The sequence below is a fragment of the Vibrio sp. HB236076 genome (assembly GCF_040957575.1).
In the GTDB taxonomy this organism is placed as follows: Bacteria; Pseudomonadota; Gammaproteobacteria; order Enterobacterales; family Vibrionaceae; genus Vibrio.
Genome location: NZ_CP162602.1, coordinates 523,811 through 542,303 on the forward strand (window position 1 = coordinate 523,811; position 18,493 = coordinate 542,303).

Annotated in this window: 15 protein-coding genes and 1 pseudogene; 13 read left to right on the forward strand and 3 right to left on the reverse strand. The window is 44.8% G+C overall.

The genetic code is table 11. The features are described from left to right. Positions 1 to 3: 3 nt before the first annotated feature. Positions 4 to 702 carry a pirin family protein gene (locus AB0763_RS15610; RefSeq protein ID WP_368644144.1) on the forward strand — a complete coding sequence of 233 codons (699 nt, stop codon included), beginning with the start codon at positions 4 to 6 and terminating at the stop codon, positions 700 to 702. A 61-nt stretch (positions 703 to 763) separates the two neighbouring features. On the opposite strand, the gene AB0763_RS15615 is transcribed toward AB0763_RS15610, so the two are convergent. Then, positions 764 to 1,297, reverse strand: a complete 534-nt coding sequence (locus AB0763_RS15615; RefSeq protein WP_306099360.1) for a TetR/AcrR family transcriptional regulator — start codon at positions 1,295 to 1,297, stop codon at positions 764 to 766. 74 nt (positions 1,298 to 1,371) lie between these two features. On the opposite strand from AB0763_RS15615, the gene AB0763_RS15620 reads away from it, so the two are divergent. The 10 genes and pseudogenes from AB0763_RS15620 to ribB form a co-directional block, all read left to right on the forward strand. Further along, on the forward strand, positions 1,372 to 2,298 hold the full coding sequence (locus AB0763_RS15620; RefSeq protein ID WP_306099361.1) for a DMT family transporter: 927 nt from the start codon (positions 1,372 to 1,374) through the stop codon (positions 2,296 to 2,298). A gap of 154 nt (positions 2,299 to 2,452) precedes the next feature. Then, positions 2,453 to 3,151 carry an HTH-type transcriptional regulator RutR gene (gene rutR, locus AB0763_RS15625; protein ID WP_306099362.1) on the forward strand — a complete coding sequence of 233 codons (699 nt, stop codon included), beginning with the start codon at positions 2,453 to 2,455 and terminating at the stop codon, positions 3,149 to 3,151. A gap of 223 nt (positions 3,152 to 3,374) precedes the next feature. Next, positions 3,375 to 4,466, forward strand: coding sequence for a pyrimidine utilization protein A (gene rutA / locus AB0763_RS15630; RefSeq protein WP_306099363.1), 1,092 nt, complete (start codon positions 3,375 to 3,377; stop codon positions 4,464 to 4,466). Continuing rightward, positions 4,463 to 5,194: a pyrimidine utilization protein B gene (rutB, locus tag AB0763_RS15635; RefSeq protein ID WP_306099364.1), complete on the forward strand. Its 732-nt coding sequence runs from the start codon at positions 4,463 to 4,465 to the stop codon at positions 5,192 to 5,194. Before rutA ends, rutB begins: the two co-directional genes overlap by 4 nt. Before the next feature lie 3 nt (positions 5,195 to 5,197). Further along, positions 5,198 to 5,587 carry a pyrimidine utilization protein C gene (gene rutC / locus AB0763_RS15640; RefSeq protein WP_306099365.1) on the forward strand — a complete coding sequence of 130 codons (390 nt, stop codon included), beginning with the start codon at positions 5,198 to 5,200 and terminating at the stop codon, positions 5,585 to 5,587. A gap of 15 nt (positions 5,588 to 5,602) precedes the next feature. Beyond that, entirely contained in the window at positions 5,603 to 6,388 is a 786-nt protein-coding gene (gene rutD / locus AB0763_RS15645) for a pyrimidine utilization protein D (RefSeq protein WP_306099366.1), read from the forward strand. A 23-nt stretch (positions 6,389 to 6,411) separates the two neighbouring features. Continuing rightward, on the forward strand, positions 6,412 to 6,990 hold the full coding sequence (locus AB0763_RS15650; protein WP_368644145.1) for a malonic semialdehyde reductase: 579 nt from the start codon (positions 6,412 to 6,414) through the stop codon (positions 6,988 to 6,990). Further along, complete coding sequence (locus AB0763_RS15655; protein WP_306099368.1) at positions 6,983 to 7,537, forward strand: flavin reductase; 555 nt, start codon at positions 6,983 to 6,985, stop codon at positions 7,535 to 7,537. Before AB0763_RS15650 ends, AB0763_RS15655 begins: the two co-directional genes overlap by 8 nt. 206 nt (positions 7,538 to 7,743) lie before the next feature. Next, positions 7,744 to 9,237 (forward strand): NCS1 family nucleobase:cation symporter-1, encoded by a 1,494-nt coding sequence (locus tag AB0763_RS15660; RefSeq protein WP_306099369.1) that lies wholly within the window; start codon positions 7,744 to 7,746, stop codon positions 9,235 to 9,237. Between the two features lie 61 nt (positions 9,238 to 9,298). Further along, a pseudogene (gene ribB / locus AB0763_RS15665) lies at positions 9,299 to 9,895 on the forward strand (3,4-dihydroxy-2-butanone-4-phosphate synthase); the annotation flags it as partial. 183 nt (positions 9,896 to 10,078) lie between these two features. On the opposite strand, the gene AB0763_RS15670 reads toward ribB, so the two are convergent. Next, positions 10,079 to 10,765 carry a hypothetical protein gene (locus tag AB0763_RS15670; protein WP_306099370.1) on the reverse strand — a complete coding sequence of 229 codons (687 nt, stop codon included), beginning with the start codon at positions 10,763 to 10,765 and terminating at the stop codon, positions 10,079 to 10,081. 571 nt (positions 10,766 to 11,336) lie between these two features. On the opposite strand from AB0763_RS15670, the gene AB0763_RS15675 reads away from it, so the two are divergent. Then, positions 11,337 to 13,190, forward strand: a complete 1,854-nt coding sequence (locus AB0763_RS15675) for a DEAD/DEAH box helicase (protein ID WP_306099371.1) — start codon at positions 11,337 to 11,339, stop codon at positions 13,188 to 13,190. 269 nt (positions 13,191 to 13,459) lie between these two features. Beyond that, complete coding sequence (locus tag AB0763_RS15680) at positions 13,460 to 14,653, forward strand: acetate/propionate family kinase (RefSeq protein ID WP_306099372.1); 1,194 nt, start codon at positions 13,460 to 13,462, stop codon at positions 14,651 to 14,653. Positions 14,654 to 14,974: 321 nt separating this feature from the next. On the opposite strand, the gene AB0763_RS15685 is transcribed toward AB0763_RS15680, so the two are convergent. Further along, the gene (locus AB0763_RS15685) at positions 14,975 to 17,743 is read right to left on the reverse strand and encodes an AAA family ATPase (protein ID WP_306099387.1); all 2,769 of its coding nucleotides are present in this window, start codon (positions 17,741 to 17,743) and stop codon (positions 14,975 to 14,977) included. Positions 17,744 to 18,493 lie beyond the last annotated feature (750 nt).

The window sequence follows — 18,493 nt, forward strand, 5'->3', positions numbered from 1 at the left end:
GGTATGATGATGATCATTCGGCCAGCAGAGCAGCGAGGTGTGGGGGATTTTGGTTGGTTAAAAAGCCGTCACAGCTTTTCGTTTGGACAATATTACGATCCTAATCACATGGGTTTTTCTTCACTGAGAGTGATCAACGAAGACCATGTCGCCCCTGAGGCAGGGTTTGACACTCATGGTCACAAAAATATGGAGATCATCAGTTATGTCATTGCTGGGGCACTCAAGCACCGGGACAGTCAAGGTCACGAGCAGCTTTTACCCGCCGGTGAATTTCAGGTGATGAGTGCAGGCAAAGGGATTTACCACAGTGAGTACAATGCCTCTCACCAAGCGCCTGTGCACTTTTTACAAATTTGGATTGAACCGAATGAGTTTGACAGTGAGCCGAGTTATCAGCAACAAGCCTTTTCGGTGTCGGAGGGATTGACCGTCATCGCCGGGCCGAAGGACTCTGGCGCGCCATTAACACTGAGACAGGACGCTTGGATACATCAGTTGTACTTAACAAATGGGCAGCACTATCAACAGTCTGTGAAGTCTCATCGACACTACTATGTGCATGTGGTCAAAGGGATGCTTGAGATAGACCAACAAAGGTTATCGTCTGGGGACGGCGCAAAGATAAGCTCAACCAACACGATTGATTACCAGCAGCTTGGTGAAGAACCGGTTCAAGTGCTTATTTTTGATCTGGTATAGCGTCAGTCTCAGGCTCTAAGGCGCGCTTGGGGCGCGCACTTAAATTAATGATAACGGCGGTTTATGGCGATTTCGACGCATGACACAAAGATAAACTCAAGGCGATGGCACTGGTTATCGCCTGCTTTTTTATCACCGGCCAGCTGTGAAGTACCCCTTCATATAACACATACAACGCTTCTTTTTGATCCCATAATTGCGTCGTTGACATCACATGCTCGATCACATCCATTTTATGCCTTTTCAACATCTCAAACATGGCCGTATTGTGTGGGTGAGCGGCAACTGCACCGTGGAACAAACAGCCATTAGGGGCTTCATTTTCTAGCCAACTTTCTACCTGATTCCAAAAGGTGTTCAGGGCTTCGGGAGCCGAACGTGACGCCTTGTCTGCCGAAATGAAGTCAAGATAGCGTTGATGACGGTGCTCTAGTGCCAACAAAATCATCTCTTCTTTTGAAGGACAGTATTTATACAGTGTTCTTAGGCTCACTTGTGCCTTTTCTTTAAGCCCATCAACCCCAAGCTCAGTAAACCCGTGTTGAGTAAAGGCCTGTTCTAGGTTAGCGGCAATTTTTAGGTGTGTTTTATTCATAATTGACATTGTAGAACGATCACTGTATTTTTGGCAAGTATAGTGATCGTTCTACTTTTGATTGGGTTGGTACCATGGTGAATATAAAAATATACGGCGTCATATTGGGACAAATTGGACTGGTGTTGGCGTGGAGTTCTGGATTTATTGGCGGCAGTTTAGCCGCGCAAACGGACTCAATTTATACGGTGCTTTTTTGGCGATTTTTATGCGCGTCTTGCATTTTATTGCCTTTGACCGCAGTGCGTTTAACCAAGTTAACCGCGCAACAATGGCGCAATCAGATCAGTATCGGAACGCTGGCGATGTTTGGGTATCTGGCCACGATGATCTCGGCGATAGAAATGGGGATCTCACCGGCATTAGCGGCTCTGATTACGGCGCTACAACCGATGCTTACCGCCACATTATCCACCATCATGCTCAAAACCAGAATGTCGTTAACACAATGGCTGGGCTTACTGATGGCATTGTTTGGGGTCATGCTGCCGGTTATTGAGCAAATGTCATTGGGTACGGGGTATTTGCCAATTGGCTTAGCGCTGTCGAGTACGGTATGCATTGTATGGGCGACGCTCATCAGCCAGCAGCAGAAGTCGCCAGTGACAGTGGCCAGTTCATTGACGATTCAGTGCCTTATTTCCTGCGTGTTGTTTTTGCCACTGGCGCTGTATGACCACGGAGTGAGTTGGGATATGAGCCATTCATTTTTGCTCTCGGTTTCTTGGTTTGTTGTGTTTTCAACCTTTTGCGCTTATGGCCTGTATTGGTGGGTACTGTCAAAGACATCGGCGAATCACGTGGCCTTGTTAATGTATTTTACCCCGCCTTGTACGTCTGTCTGGGCTTGGTTGATGTTTGATGAGCCGATCAAAGCCACGGTATGGGTTGGCGCTGGTATGATTGTTATCGGCGTGCTTTTTGCCCACCGTTCCTCGAGATCGTTATCCTGTCAGCCTATTAGAGAGCAGCAATCAAAATCGGTGTCGGTGTCAAAGTAGGATGGATAGCGGTGAGGCAAGCACTTCATTATTCAGTATTTTGCTCGCATAAATACAGAGGTTGTTGGCAATAACTTGACCCGCTTGGTCGAATTATTGCGGCCGTAATGTTAATCTTAACGCCAACCTAATTGTAGGATGTGAAGGGTTTTTGATGAGTAAATCTGATGGATTAAACAGTCTCGATCTCAACGATGCGTCGATGGAAAGAGTGGTCAAGGCGCCAACCACCAATCGCCGCCGACAAAATTATATCAATAAGCAAAATCATATTTTGACCTCTGCGCTCAAAGTGTTTTCTCGTTATGGTTATTACGGCACGACGATAGAGCAAATTGTTCAAGAAGCCGATATTTCTAAAGCCAATCTCTTTTATTATTTCAAAAGTAAAGAAGCCCTTTACCTTAAAATTTTAGAAAATATCCTCACCGATTGGCTCGCTCCGATTCGGGGCTTTGATGTGGATGAAGACCCGTATCAGGCTTTGTCGAATTATATTCGCTTAAAGCTGGAATTATCTCGAGACCAACCCGAAGCGTCGAAATTATTTTGTTTTGAAATCATGCAAGGGGCGCCTATTTTTGGTGATTATTTGTCGGGGCCTTTAAAAAGTCTAATCAAAGAAAAAACCGCGGTAATGAACTTGTGGATGGAGCAGGGCAAATTAAAACCCATTGAGCCTGAGCATTTGATTTTTATGATCTGGTCAACCACCCAGCACTACGCCGATTTCCAAGTTCAAATCCAAGCGATTACCGGTAAAAACCTGTCAGACAAACGATTTTTTGAGTCGACCTGCCGTGAAATTCAATCGATGATTTTTAGCGGTGTGATGCCTGAGCCTCGTGCTTAAGGCATTTTTCTTGCCTTCTTCTCCTTCCTAACATTGTTCGTTTTTTGCTCTTTTATGGTGCTCTCTGCACCTTTTTTGTTCAATATTTATGGACCATATGGTCTAAATTAGACTGAATGTTTTATATAAATTATTGTTTTTAAATGATTTTATAAAATTGGCACAAAGATTGATATAGATCATTGCAAGCAATAAATGACAAAAATGGACTTAAGGAGTTTATATGCAAATCGGTGTTTTTATTCCAATCGGAAACAATGGCTGGCTCATCTCGGAAAATGCGCCGCAATACATGCCTACTTTTGATCTCAATAAAGAAGTGGTGTTAAGAGCAGAGCACTATGGAATGGACTTTGCGCTTTCTATGATCAAGCTTCGCGGCTTTGGTGGTAAGACCGAATTTTGGGATCACAATTTAGAATCCTTTACTCTGATGGCCGGTCTGGCAGCGGCGACCTCAAAAATCAAGCTCTACGCCACTGCGGCAACCTTAACTCTGCCGCCAGCGATTGTGGCGCGTATGGCGTCGACCATTGACTCTATTTCTCACGGCCGTTTTGGTGTCAACCTGGTGACGGGCTGGCAAAAACCGGAATACAGCCAAATGGGCATGTGGCCAGGCGATGAGTTTTTCTCAACCCGTTACAACTACTTGTCAGAGTATGCGCAAGTCTTGCGCGATCTTTGGGATACCGGCGTTTCCGATTTTAAAGGCGAACACTTCACGATGAACGATTGCCGAGTCAGTCCGAAACCGTCGCAGAGAATGAACATCATTTGTGCGGGTTCTAGCGATGCGGGCATGGCGTTTTCTGCCGAGTATGCCGATTACAATTTTGTGTTTGGCAAAGGCGTAAACACCCCGACAGCGTTTGCACCTGCGACCGAACGTTTGGCCAAAGCGACCGAGAAAACCGGCCGCGATGTGACCTCGTTTGTGCTCTTTATGATCATCGCCGATGAAACCGACGAAGCGGCACGAGCAAAATGGGAAAGCTATAAAGAAGGCAAAGACGAAGAAGCCTTGCAGTGGCTGAGCGATCAAGCGGCGGCCGATAAAAAGTCGGGCACTGATACCAATGTGCGCCAGATGTCGGATCCGACCTCTGCCGTCAACATCAACATGGGGACCTTAGTCGGTTCTTATGAAACGGTGGCGCGATTACTCGATGAAGTCGACAGTGTGCCAGGCACCGGCGGTGTGTTGTTGACCTTTGACGACTTTGTCGAAGGCGTTACCAACTTTGGCGAACGCATTCAGCCATTAATGAAAAGTCGTCAACACGTGACCATTGAAGGGGAGTACGCCGCATGATCGCAGAGAGTGTTTCAGGTTATGCCCTAGAATCTGGTGTCGATGACTCTGTGGTGGTTCGTGCTCAACCGGAAAATTTGGCCATTAAACCGAGTGAAACGGCCTTGATTGTCGTGGATATGCAAAACGCGTATTCCACCATTGGTGGCTACCTTGACTTGGCAGGCTTTAATGTCGATCACACTGGCCCGGTGATTGAAAATATCAATACCGTGATTGAAGCCTCTCGTCAGGCCGGCATTCAAGTGGTTTTTTTACAAAACGGTTGGGACAAAGGCTATCAAGAAGCCGGTGGGAAAGGATCGCCAAACTGGCATAAGTCGAATGCGTTAAAGACGATGCGAAAAAAGCCGGAGCTAGAAGGGCAATTTTTATCCAAAGGCGGCTGGGATTACCAACTGGTCGATCAGTTAACGCCAAAAGAACAGGATTGGGTGATCCCCAAAACGCGTTATAGCGGCTTTTTTAATACCAACCTCGACACCATGTTGCGTTCGCGTGGTATTCGCAACCTCGTGTTTACCGGTATCGCGACCAATGTTTGTGTTGAGTCGACCTTAAGAGATGGATTTCACCTCGAGTATTTCGGCCTGGCGCTTTCTGATGCGACGTATCAGGCCGGCCCACGTAGCGCCCATGATGAAGCGCTCAACAACATTAAAACCTTTTTTGGATGGGTAGCGACAGTCGATGATTACGTTACGGCTATCGCTCAACAAGGAGAGTAATCAATGCCAAAACAAGTTGTTATGCCAGCAGGCACCAGTACCCCTATCGCCCCGTTTGTTCCCGGCACCTTAGCCGATGGCGTGGTCTATGTTTCAGGAACGCTGCCGTTCGACAGTGAAAATAACGTGGTTTACCCGGGGGATGCCGCCGCGCAAACTCGCCATGTGCTCGAAACCATTCAAAGTGTGGTGGTGGAAGCAGGCGGCACCATGGACGATGTCACTTTTAATATGATCATGATTAAAGACTGGCAAGACTACGCCAGTATCAACCAAGTGTATGCCGAGTTTTTCCCGGGCGATAAGCCGGCGCGTTATTGCATTCAGTGTGGCTTAGTCAAAGAAGAAGCCTTAATTGAAATTGCCACTATCGCTCATGTTGGCGTGAAATAACCACGAGGGGTTGGCATGGTGTTTTATCAAACGTACCCCTCAATAGAAACCGCAAAGGGGACAGTTGTTCTGTCCTCTGGTTTGGGCGGCTCACACTTGTATTGGCAACCTCAGGTCGCCTCATTACAGAAAAATTTTAATGTGGTGGTTTACGATCACCTTGGCACTGGTCGCAGCAAAGCCAGTTTGCCAGACGATTACCACATTAAAGATATGGCAAAGGATGTCCTCGAGCTGATCGACGACGTAAACCAAGGTCCGGTACATTTTATTGGTCATGCCATTGGCGGCTTAATCGGTTTAGAGGCGGCGGCCATGGCACCAGAAAAGCTGGCCAGTTTGGTGTTGGTCAATGCGTGGGATAAGACCGATGCACACACCAAGCGCTGTTTTGAAATTCGCAAGTCGATCTTAGTCAACACCGGGTTAGAAATGTATCTCAAGGCGCAACCGTTATTTCTTTACCCCGCGCAATGGATGAAAGAACACCGGGCCGAATTAGATCAAGAGCTGGCCCATTTGCTCAAGGCCGACATTGATACCGACAATCTGAAAAAGAGGATAAAGGCCGCTGAGCAATACGATGGGCGAGATAAATTGAGCGCGATAAAAACCCCCACAGCGGTGATCGTGAGTTTGGATGATTTACTCGTGCCGTTTTCTTGTTCGGCGCAATTGTTTGAACAACTGGACAATGCGCAGTTGTTCGAAATGAACCACGGGGGTCATGCGTGTAATCTGACCCGAGCAAAGCAGTTTAATGCACTGCTCGATGACTTTTATCAACAGCAAATTCACTAACCCTAATGAAATCACAAGGAAGGATGATGTCAGCAATGATCGACCAATTGTTTGATAACGCGAGAACGCAAAATGGCTGGTTAGACAAGCCTGTCACGCAGGCGCAAATTGAAGAGCTGTACCGTTTGACGGCGCTGGGCCCAACCTCGGCCAACTGTTGTCCAGCGCGTTTTGTGTTTATTACCTCCAAAGAAGGAAAAGAAAAGTTAGCGCCTTGTTTGTCGAAAGGCAATTTGGAGAAAACCATGACAGCGCCGGTGACCGTCATTGTTGCTTTCGATAAGCAATTTTACGACGCCTTACCCAAGCTTTTCCCACACGGCGACGCCAAAAGTTGGTTTACCTCAAGCGAAGACTTTGCCAAAGAAACAGCAATGAGAAACAGCTCGATGCAAGCGGCGTACATGATCATGGCGGCGAGGGCAATGGGCTTAGATACGGGGCCGTTATCGGGGTTTGATGTCGATGCGGTTAATAAGACCTTTTTTGCCGACGGTCAGTGGCAGGTGAATCTACTGATCAACCTAGGTTACGGGGATGCGAGCAAAGTGTATGACCGCTTGCCAAGACTTTCTATCGATGAGGCCTGTTTTTATGAATAGCAACCAAACCGCAATCAAAACCGCACAACCCAGTGAAGCGATGACTTGGATTGATTTTTCGAGCGATCACGCCCAAGGGGTAGAGGCGTTTAAAAATGGCATGGCTTGTTTAGGCTCAGCGGTGAATGTGATCACCACCTGCGTCGATGGCCAATACGCCGGTTTTACCGCCACCGCGGTGACCAGTGTCAGTGATACGCCACCGAGTTTACTGGTGTGCCTCAATCGAAATTCGTCGGTGTTTAACACCTTTAAAAACGCGACTCACTTGTGTGTGAATACGCTTTCGGCCCAGCAGGCGGCAATTTCGGGCTTGTTTGCCGGTAAACTAACCCAACAAGAGCGCTTTGAATCGGTTGATTGGCAAGCTTTTATTACCGGGTCGCCGGTGATTGAAGGGTGTAATCACGCATTTGATTGCCAAATTAGCCAGCGGCTCGATTCTGGGACACACGTGATTTTAATTTGTGACATCCTCGGCGTTGCCAATCACAAAGACACGTCCAATCTGGTCTACTTTAATCGCCAGTATCACGAGCTGTATTAACGCACTGGCTTTGGGTCACAACAGAGTCACGAGCTGAAACTAAACACATCAATGTCAAGGAGGAGTGCGATGTACGATGGTGAATGCATGATGTGGTTTATTCGTTATGAATATCAACCGCTCACCCCAACAGAATCGGAACAAGATTAAGCGATCAAAAAGCAATTTTACGATTACACAGTCATCAAAGGAATGAGGACGTAATAATGAAGACGGAAATGAACAAGGTCGGTGATTTCTATGAATTAGACATCGGCACCGATCTTGAACAAAGCAAACATTTCAACCAAGACTTAGCGCCGACCAAGGTCAAAGAGCGCACATGGAATAAATGGAATATTGCCGCCTTGTGGGTTGGAATGGCGATTTGTGTCCCCGCTTATACCCTAGGTGGGGTATTAACCGCCTACTTTGGTCTATCGGTAACTGAAGCGCTGGTTACCATTTTAATTGCCAATATTGTGGTGCTAATCCCGTTGACTCTCAATGCGATGGCCGGCACAAAATACGGTATCCCTTTCCCCATTTTGCTGCGTTCTTCTTTTGGTATCAAAGGGTCAAATATTCCGTGTTTGATTCGCGGTTTTGTCGCCTGCGGATGGTTTGGCATTCAAACCATGTTTGGCGGGTTAGCGATACACTTGTTTTTATCGGAAATCTCTTCGAGTTGGGCGAGCTTAGGCGGCACCGGTGAAGTGCTGGGCTTTTTCCTGTTTTGGGCACTGAACATTCTGGTGGTGATCAAAGGCGCTAACTCAATCAAATGGCTTGAAACCTTATCGGCGCCTATTTTGTTTGCGGTCGCATTGGGTTTGCTGTTTTGGGCCAGTGATAAAGTCTCTTACACCGAGATTTTGGCCACGCCAGCGAACCGACCTGCCGACGCCGGTTTATGGACTTACTTTTTGTCTGGTTTGACGGCCATGGTGGGCTTTTGGGCGACCTTATCACTGAACATTCCTGACTTTAGCCGTTACGCGAAAACGCAAAAAGATCAGGTAGTGGGTCAAATTCTCGGTTTGCCGCTGACCATGTTTATGTTTGCGGCATTGGGCGTTGTGTTAACGGCGGCTTCTGAGCCTTTATTTGGTCAAGTAATTTCAGACCCGGTCACCATGATAGGTCAAATTGACAGCCCAATCGGGGTGGCGATTGCCATGTTGTTAATCATTATCGCGACGCTGTCCACCAACACCGCGGCCAATGTGGTGTCGCCAACCAACGATTTTCAGAACATTGCTCCAGCCTACATCAACCACACTAAAGGCGTGTTGATGACCGGGTTGCTAGGTTTGGTGCTGATGAGTTGGGAGCTGATGAAAAAACTCGGTTGGATCGAATCGGATATCAGTATTGAGTCGACCTTATCCAATTGGCTGTTGGGGTATTCCAGTTTGTTAGGGCCTATCGCTGGCATCATGATTGTTGATTATTTCCTCATCAAAAAACAGTCGCTCAATGTGATTGCTTTGTATCAAGAAGGTGCGCACCCGAGTGTGAACTGGATCGGCATGTTTGCCTTTTTGATCCCGATGGCGTGTACCTTTGTGGCGATCAGTTTTGACGTTTTAACTTGGTTTTATCACTACGGCTGGTTTACTGGGGCTTTTGCGGGTGCCTTGTTGTATTACTTGGGGTGTCGTTATGTCCCTCGTAGTGTCAGCTCGTTAACGCCCAGCACCGTCAATACAGCGAAGTAACTTTTTATGTGGTGGCCAGCGCCTGCTGGCCACCAATGAACCAAGGATGGAGATATAAATCATGCAGTTAAGTGAGATTGAAGCAGTCATTGAAGACATTCGCCAAGGTAAAATGGTGGTCGTAATGGATGATGAACATCGAGAAAATGAAGGTGATATTCTCATCGCTTCAGAATGTATCACCCCAGAAGACATTAATTTCATGATCACTCATGCCAGAGGCTTGGTGTGTCAAACCATGACCCAGAAAATGGCAGAGCAGCTCGAATTGCCGATGATGGTGAGAAACAACACCGAAGCGTTTGCGACCAATTTTTCCGTCTCTATCGAAGCGGCAAAAGGGGTGACGACTGGGATTTCAACCTATGACCGCGCATTGACCATACGCACGGCGGCGTTATCGACGGCAACCAAAGACGATGTGGTCTCCCCAGGGCATATCTTTCCGGTGATCGCTCAACACGGCGGGGTATTAACGCGTCCGGGTCATACTGAGGCGGGGTGCGATTTAGCCCGTCTTGCAGGGCTGCGTCCGTCTTGTGCGATCATTGAAATAATGAATGAAGATGGCAGCATGGCGCGCCGGCCAGATTTAGAAGTCTTTTGCCAGCAGCACGGTTTAAAGCTGACGACGATAGAAAAACTCATTGAGTACCGTAAAGCTCATGACCCTATCGTAGAACTCGAATTGGTTGAGCCATTAACTGAGGTGGCTTAATTTTGCGCTCATTCATCATACAATATAGAAAAAGCCACGAGTCTCATGCTGAGGATCGTGGCTTTGTTTTTTGGTATTACCAATCAATAAACGCGATGAATGGGGCGCAGAAAAGGGCTTAACTTAAAGCTCTTTTAGGCTAAATTCATCGACGCGCACTTCGGTCTGCTTGCCAATGTCTCCAGAGAGATCAATCGCACTCTTGTCCGTAATCGTCATGCTCACATAAACAGTAACACTGGTATTGGCGCCAGAGTTAAACGTCAGCGCGACTTTTTTAAAGCCCTTTTTGGCATTGTCTTGCGGCAAGCTTTCCACCATGGCTGGGGTGATGGTCAGATTTTCTATCACACTGCCATTGAGATTTTTTACCCCAAAGGTGGATTGGCTGGGTGAGTTCAACCCTTTTTTATCGTTGTAATAAAAAGAAAGCTGATATTGGGTATTGGTTTTTAGTCCTTGAATGGTTTGACTTAATGCTGGTTCAGCGCTGAAGTCATCGCTTGAGGAGACAAAACGCAATCGCGCAGAGCCTTCGCTGCCAAAAGCCGTTACCGATGAACTGCCGACATCACCCAGTCCGGCTGATTTATTGGCGTGTTTCTTCCAAACCTCACTTTTGCCTTTATTACTTCTAAACTCACTCAATTGTGGATCTTGAATCAGGTTGTCACCCTTTGCCATCGCGGTAACGGCGGCTGAGGCCGTCGCGCTATTGGTCGCCGCTTGTTGAGACGATGATGTATCGGGGGTGGAATTACAGCCGGCAAGGAGTGCGGCGCAAATGATCGCGATGCTAGTCTGTTTCATAATGACCTCGAGTTTTACGTTATGGTATTTTTATTTGTATGATTTATTGTTGGAGCCATACCACCATAATCGGTTTAAATTGCGCTATCAAGGCGCGTTTTAAGCAGTGAGATCTCGCTCCGGTCGAAGGAAAGGGGAGAAAATGGTACAAAAAATCGCAAGTTATGCGTTATTTTATTGATAAGCGGAGATATTTTTAAAAACAATGATTAGCGGTTAAATATTGAGCGCTGTGGTTGTTTTTTGAACGTACGTTGGGGCGGGGGAATTTCTCTATAAAAATCATGATGTAATCGAAATTTGCTCGCTTTTATACCAAGCTGCTTGCTTTGTCGTCATTTGAATGAAAATTTGTGATGTGACTCAATTTTTACTGGCTTTTTGCTTGGATTTAGGGAATAATCCGCGTCCCTGAGTCGTCCCTATATAGCTTGTTGGTTTTTGTACTGTGTTGCTTCAGAGTTTGTACTAAAGTGAAAGTGAAGCAGATTTTAAAAAATGGATAGATCAGTATTTTAATTGGAAGAGCTTGTGGGACCATCTTTTTATACTTCAATATAGTAGGATCCCAATGCAAGATTCTGTCATTCAATTCAATGAATTAGACTTAAACAACGACATTCTTTCAGCTCTTGATGCGATGGGCTTTGTCTCACCAACGCCAATTCAAGCCGCTGCCATTCCTTTTCTTTTAGAAGGTCGTGACGCATTAGGTAAAGCGCAAACCGGTACAGGTAAAACTGCCGCGTTCTCTTTGCCATTACTCAACAAAATCGATTTATCTCAACACAAACCACAAGCCATTGTGATGGCACCGACTCGCGAATTAGCTATTCAGGTGGCTGCTGAAGTTAAAAACCTTGGCAAAAACATCCGCGGTCTTAAAGTCCTTGAGATCTACGGTGGTGCTTCTATCGTCGATCAAATGCGCGCACTAAAATCTGGTGCACACATTGTTGTTGGTACCCCAGGTCGTGTAAAAGATTTGATCTCTCGCGATCGTCTTCAACTTGACGAGTGTCATACTTTCGTTCTTGATGAAGCCGACGAAATGCTCAAAATGGGCTTCGTTGATGACGTGACTTGGATCATGGAACAAGCACCAGAAACCGCGCAGCGCGTGTTGTTCTCAGCTACCATGCCTCCAATGGTGAAAACCATTGTTGAGCGCTTTTTGCGTGACCCGGCAAAAATTGACGTTGCTGGCCAAAACCACACGGTTGATAAAGTAGAGCAGCAGTTCTGGGTAGTAAAAGGCGTCGAGAAAGACGAGGCGATGTCTCGTTTACTTGAAACCGAAGAGACCGATGCGTCTATCGTCTTCGTTCGTACTCGTCAAGATACTGAGCGTTTGGCGGACTGGTTGTGTGCTCGTGGCTTTAAAGCGTCGGCACTGCACGGTGATATTCCTCAATCGTTGCGTGAGCGCACCGTTGATCATATCAAACAAGGCGTGATTGATATCTTGGTTGCGACCGACGTTGTGGCGCGTGGTCTTGATGTGCCACGTATTACCCACGTCTTTAACTACGATATTCCTTTCGATGTTGAGTCTTACATTCACCGTATCGGTCGTACTGGTCGTGCGGGACGTAAAGGTAAAGCGATTCTTCTTGTTCGCACCAACCAATTGCGTATGCTAAGAACCATCGAGCGCGTGACTAAGTCGTCAATGGAAGAAATTCAATTGCCGCACCGTGATAAAGTTGCTGAAGCGCGTCTTGCACAACTTGGTGAAACACTGGCTCTAGAAAAAGAGCACAAGTCTTTAGACAAGTTCACCGATTTGGTTAACCAGTTGCAATCGTCTTTAGAGATCGATGCTAATACGCTTGCGGCTATGCTGCTTAAGCGTCAGCAAGGTAAGCGTCCGTTGTTCTACGTGGGTGAAGACCCAATGATCGAAGCTATCGAGCGCGATAAGCAACGTCGTAAAGAGCGTCGTGAAAACGGTCCTCGTAGCAACACGAACCCACAAGATTGGGATACTTACCAGTTGCAAGTTGGTCGTGAGCAAGGTGTTCAGGTTAAAGACATTGTTGGTGCACTGGCTAACGAACTTGGCCTTGGTAAAGGGTCAATCGGTGCGATTAAACTTAACCCTGAGCACACGTTTGTTCAGTTGCCGAAGAGCCTGAGCTCGCAAGCGGCGACGCGTTTGAGCAAGCTTAAGATCCGTCAAAAAGACGTTGGCGCGGTTGTGTGTGACTTCAATGATTTCCGTGAGCCACGTGGTCGCCGCGATAACAACGGTGGTGGTCGTCGTGATGGCGGTCGTCGTGACGGTGGCGGTTACCGCGGCCAGCGCGATGGCGGAGCTCGTCGCGATGGTGAGCGTCGTTTTGACCGCAACCGCGGTGGTGACAATCGCGGTAATTTCCGCGGAGAGCGTGGTCATTCACGTCGTCGCCCTGCTGACGCTTAATCGTCAATGTCGTGATAAAAACCGAGCTTTGTGCTCGGTTTTTTTATGCCTGACGTTTCGGCTGGTGATGGACTCATCTTCATCGACTTAAGTGTCTGAATTGGTTTTGGCGCCGGTGAAAGCGCGAAAATTGTGCAAGATCAAATAAAGTTTCTATTATTATTTGATAAAGATTAATTTTAGTTGATGAAATAAAAAATATTTTAATAATGGAGAGTAACGATTAAAGTGAGTTGACTCACTAGACCCATTTAAAAAGGTGACCCTGTATGTCTCAATCCCATGTCCTGGTACTCAACGCAGGAAGTTCTTCATTAAAGTTTGCCATTGTCGATGCTCAAAGCGGCCAAGAGACTCTGAGCGGAATCGCGGAAAAGCTTGGGTTAGCCAACGCTGAAATCAGTTGGAAATATCAATCTGAAAAGCATTCAGAGAGCCTAAGCGCCGACGGCAATCCTCACGACATTGCGATGCAAAGAATCGTCGCGTTATTGCAAGACTTGCAGCTCAATGACGATTTTGTCGCCATAGGGCATCGCGTTGTGGCTGGCGGGGAAAGTTTTAAGCAAACCGTCGCTGTCGATGAGGCTGTGATTGAAGAGATTGAAGCGCTTGCTGAGTTGGCGCCTTTACACAATAAAGCCAACGCGCTTGCCATTCGCGCCGCCGTGAAAGCCTACCCCATGTTGCCTCAGTTTGCGGTCTTTGATACGGCCTATCATCAAACCATGCCGGAAAAAGCGTTTATTTATGCGCTGCCATATGAGTTGTATAAAAAAGACAAGGTTCGCCGTTACGGCGCACACGGCACCAGTCATTTCTATGTCGCGCAACAAGCGGCACAGCAATTGGGCAAACCCCTTAGCGATCTCAATGCCATTACGGTTCACCTTGGTAATGGCGCGTCAATCAGTGCGATTAAACACGGGCAAAGCGTCGATACCAGCATGGGGTTAACGCCGTTGGCCGGTTTGATGATGGGGACGCGTTGCGGTGATATTGATCCGAGTGTGATTGAGTTTTTATTGACCAAAGGGTGGTCGAAAGAGGCGCTGTTTGAAACGCTGAATAAAAAGTCGGGCTTTTTAGGCGTGTCTGGCGTGTCGTCTGATGCGCGAGAAATTATGGAGGCCGTCGAGCAAGGCCATGCGGGGGCAAAGCTGGCGTTTGAGGTGTTTACTTATCGCGTGGCGAAATACATTGCTTCTTATCTCGTGCCATTAGATCGTTTAGACGCGGTGATCTTTACCGGTGGGATAGGGGAGAACTCGTTGCCGATCCGCCGTGAGATCTTAAACAACCTTAAAATTTTGGGTTTTGTTGAGGATGCGCAAGGCAATGAAGCGGCTCGTTTTGGTCAAGCGGGGCAAATCGGTTATTCAACTATTTTTGATGCGCCGGTGTTTGTCATCCCAACCAATGAAGAGTTGGTGATCGCCCAGCAGTCGGTAGCCTTACTGTAAATTTCTTTTTATTAACTGAGAGTTGAAAGCGAGCTTGATGCTCGCTTTTTTTGTGCTCATATGTTGGATAGACCATCGCAAAGCAGCGCATGAAGGCACCTCCATTACTCGCTCTATTAACTTCTGTAGTTCATTTTGTGCCCTTAAGTCTGCAAGGTTCGTGTTGACTTGTTTTTGCCCCTTTACCAGTTAGAGCCTTTGATCATTCACATTTTGTTAATCTACATTTTCCCTACAAAAAGTTATCTATTCATATAATGTTGCTCGTTGTGAATCCACGTGATGTATCATGGGGGATTCAAAGTTACTAAAAGCCCACGACTAAACTTGTTCTAAAATTTTATTTAGTAAGTCCAAACCGCTATCAACTTTACTAAGGTTGTCACGACGAGCTTGTACGACTTCATGTCGAGCTTTTTCGACAAAGTTTTCATTACTCAAGATTTGAACCAAACGTCGTTTAGTCTTTTCCAATTCGCTCTTTTCTCTATTCAGCTTTTCGACTGTTTCAGTTGGCTTAAACTGCGCTTCCAAGACCCATAATTTTTCATAGATACTTTGGACTTCTACACTAGTTGTAGAGTGCGAAAAATTGTAGTTGTATTCATCGAAAGCATGATGCTCCTGATTTTGCGCTCCCCAGTTAATTAAATCGTTTTTCAAAAAGTTAAAAGTCGTAACGTTTTCACCTAGAGATTCAGCTACTTTAGCATAAGTAGCTTCTAAGCTAATTTCCAACCAATTGTCTTTCTTTAACTGTCTACTTGTAAACCGAGTTGTTACTTGAATTTCGTTGTTTACGCAGTACTCATTGACCATCGTTTCAAACCAAATTCTTGAATAAACCAAAGCTTGCCGTATATCGTATACCTCGAAGGCGTCTTTTATTTTTTGTGAATAGCTAACACCAAAGTTCTGTATTACTATACCTCTGTTAGTCGATTTCAATACGTGACTTGAGAAAGTATCTGCATCGGTGGCTTTTTTGTTCTTGTTAGATATTTTTTCCCAAAACATCCTATCATGTGTCGTAATTATTCTTTGCGTATCCTTCAAGTAACTATCTTCACTGAACATATCGATAATGTTTGACCTATGTTCAGTATCAATAGCGTTAACTACGTCGTCAAAAATTATGATCGGATGACAATTTTTCTTAGCTACGGATAAAAGCAAGGCTAAGCCCAGTGCCCTAAGGTGCCCTTCACTGAGTACACAAAACGCATCATCTTCTTTGTCATCTTGCATTTTTAGTATAATTCGATATGTCCCGTTAGCTTGCTTGAATTTAATTTCAGAAACTAGATCACTTGGCGCATCATGCTTATTTATTTGGTTATAGTAACTTAATGTAGATAGTTCAATTCCGCTAATGTTTTCCGCCTCTACTTCCTGTTTGTACGAGTTTAGTTCGTTATAGATCTTTTTGTAACTTGCCTCGAGGTTGTTAGCGAATTCATTGAAAATGTAGTCTTTCGAAATTTGCGCTTTGTATGCGTGAATATCACTTAGAATGTTAACGATTTCACTGTTAAGGCCTGTTAATACTCTCTTACTTGCAGTAATTTCAGTTTCGTGTACCGTACATAAACGTAATTTCTCTTCGATTAGTTCAATTTTTGAATTTAAGGATATCAATCGTGAAGCCTGAGAACTTACCCTATTGTTCTTTTCTTTTAGAGAATTATTTAGGATTTCTACTTCTTTGAGATATGGGACTATTTTGCTTAAACTGACAACATACTCTGATACCGATCTTTTATCACAATCAGAAATCTCCTCTAGTATCGTTTTAAGTTGTACGCTAAGCGAGTCTTTGTGTTCATTCAGACATGTTTGAACATAACTAGCGGATGTATCGACTCGCAACTGAATTTGTTCTTGGATTGTATTACAGGCACTAGTTAATCGGTGAAGGTGATCAAGTTTTGGCAATTCATCTCTTACAACATCACGGGGATGCTTATGAACGTTATCAATAGGTGTTTCACATGCGGGGCAAATTTCAAGCGCTGAAATGTCATCCAAGTTTTTAATGGCATTATAAAGCTTTTGATAATTCACCTTGCTTGCATCGACGCTCAGTTTATTTCTCTTCTCTTCGAGCGTGTTATTTAGTCGATAGATTGAATCTATGTAATTTTTCAGTTTGTGGAACTGTAATTCTTCACTGGATGATTCAAATTGTTGAGTTGATGTCACTAAGTGAGCTTTTAACTTTGTATAATAGGATTTTCTTGATTCAACATTTACTGAGTCAAATTGTGTAAGGCCCAAAACCTCAGCGATCTTCAACTCGGTATTTCTAATGTGTAGAATTTCGTTCCTTCGCAATTCCTTTTTTCTGATTAGATTATCTACAGCCGTTATCTGATTGCTTTCACCTAATGTGCGAATAAACTCACTAGCTTTAAACGATGTAGGCTTAACCATTCCATTTATTATTTCGTCTATTTCCTCTAGTTCAAATAAAATAGCTAGTACATCTGATTGCTTAACGTTGGTATCTTTTGAGCCGAGCAAAGAGAACTCTTGAAGTCTATTTCTATCAATAAAGCAACTATTCCAATATGACGATACAGGAACATCTCCATCACTGGCTAATTTGCACTGGATTTTATGAGGGCCGCCATTCTTGATATAATTCTTAAGTGAAGTATTTCTTCTGCTCGCCTCTTTAACATCACGCGTAAGACTATACTCTATGACTTCACACAACGATGTTTTTCCTCCACCATTCGGTGCAAAAAATACGTTGACCCCTTTAGTAAAAGGTATCAATGTGCCCTCGTCATTTTCGTTTAGCGAAGAAAAGCCTCTAAAGTTTTTCACTTGGATTGATTTTAACTCAGTGAGCACCGCTGAAGTCCCATCACGTACAATCTCCGTTTCAGGGTCAACATACTTTCTGTATCGATTCACATATTTGATAGCTCTTCGTTTTAGTTTTTCTATATCACCTAGTTCTGTGAATACACTTTTTGTGAGTTTCTTGCCTTTCTTACTCTTAATTAAGTGCAATAGATAAAGATATGAAGGGTCATTGTTTGAAATTTGGCTTCGTAGGAAGTTATTTAAGTGATAGCTCATATTAACTAGCCTGTGCAACTGGTTGATATAACATGCTACCACTACGTGTAATCATTTGTTACGTAGTTTATTGTTTTTGAGTGCTAAAAATTGAACATTTGCTAATGATACGTCATTTCTAAGAAAGCGATACTCAATGATCCTAGACTTTTCGCCTTGTTATGAACACTGTCTAGACGCATTAGGCAGAGTGCGCACTGTAAATAGATACATCAACTGAATACATTTACCCTAAAAAAAGTAATTAATTACTTGCTAAATTAGCAAAGTGGATGACTCATTATTGTCCAGTTTCGAGCTAACACGACTTTTGGGGCTAAATCTTACTCGGTTCTGCCCCATTTTTTTTGTTTACGAAATACCACATTCACACAATTTTTTTCAATATCCAAACTTAGCAATGATTATGCTCTCGTATAGTTGTATAATAATCATCTATGTCGTCTTTTTAGCTGTTAACCAAGGCATTGTCGGAATTTTGTTACGACGAACTTTCAAAAAAATTTTTTTCATACAAAAAAATCATGAAGTTGAAAGTAGCTGAAAAACTAAAACTGTGATTAGGCGGACAATGTCACATTGACACTTTTCACCTAAGAACTGTTATGTTTTATCAATTCCTGTTGTAATTCATAGTGATACAGATAGAGTATGCAACAGTTTACGAACGTACGGCGTTGAGTTTATCTCAATGTTGTCAACTGTCCCGCTACGTTTGCTACTCCTTAAATAAGCGGGTTTAAAAAAAGT

Bases quoted from the DNA above. Each gene is read 5' to 3' on its own strand.
- AB0763_RS15685 (WP_306099387.1), bottom strand. From the start codon at position 17,743: ATGAGCTATCACTTAAATAACTTCCTACGAAGCCAAATTTCAAACAAT.
- AB0763_RS15655 (WP_306099368.1), top strand. From the start codon at position 6,983: ATGAATAGCAACCAAACCGCAATCAAAACCGCACAACCCAGTGAAGCG.
- rutB (WP_306099364.1), top strand. From the start codon at position 4,463: ATGATCGCAGAGAGTGTTTCAGGTTATGCCCTAGAATCTGGTGTCGAT.
- rutD (WP_306099366.1), top strand. From the start codon at position 5,603: ATGGTGTTTTATCAAACGTACCCCTCAATAGAAACCGCAAAGGGGACA.
- AB0763_RS15610 (WP_368644144.1), top strand. From the start codon at position 4: ATGATGATGATCATTCGGCCAGCAGAGCAGCGAGGTGTGGGGGATTTT.
- AB0763_RS15660 (WP_306099369.1), top strand. From the start codon at position 7,744: ATGAAGACGGAAATGAACAAGGTCGGTGATTTCTATGAATTAGACATC.
- rutR (WP_306099362.1), top strand. From the start codon at position 2,453: ATGAGTAAATCTGATGGATTAAACAGTCTCGATCTCAACGATGCGTCG.
- AB0763_RS15650 (WP_368644145.1), top strand. From the start codon at position 6,412: ATGATGTCAGCAATGATCGACCAATTGTTTGATAACGCGAGAACGCAA.
- AB0763_RS15670 (WP_306099370.1), bottom strand. From the start codon at position 10,765: ATGAAACAGACTAGCATCGCGATCATTTGCGCCGCACTCCTTGCCGGC.
- rutA (WP_306099363.1), top strand. From the start codon at position 3,375: ATGCAAATCGGTGTTTTTATTCCAATCGGAAACAATGGCTGGCTCATC.
- rutC (WP_306099365.1), top strand. From the start codon at position 5,198: ATGCCAAAACAAGTTGTTATGCCAGCAGGCACCAGTACCCCTATCGCC.
- AB0763_RS15615 (WP_306099360.1), bottom strand. From the start codon at position 1,297: ATGAATAAAACACACCTAAAAATTGCCGCTAACCTAGAACAGGCCTTT.
- AB0763_RS15675 (WP_306099371.1), top strand. From the start codon at position 11,337: ATGCAAGATTCTGTCATTCAATTCAATGAATTAGACTTAAACAACGAC.
- AB0763_RS15680 (WP_306099372.1), top strand. From the start codon at position 13,460: ATGTCTCAATCCCATGTCCTGGTACTCAACGCAGGAAGTTCTTCATTA.
- AB0763_RS15620 (WP_306099361.1), top strand. From the start codon at position 1,372: ATGGTGAATATAAAAATATACGGCGTCATATTGGGACAAATTGGACTG.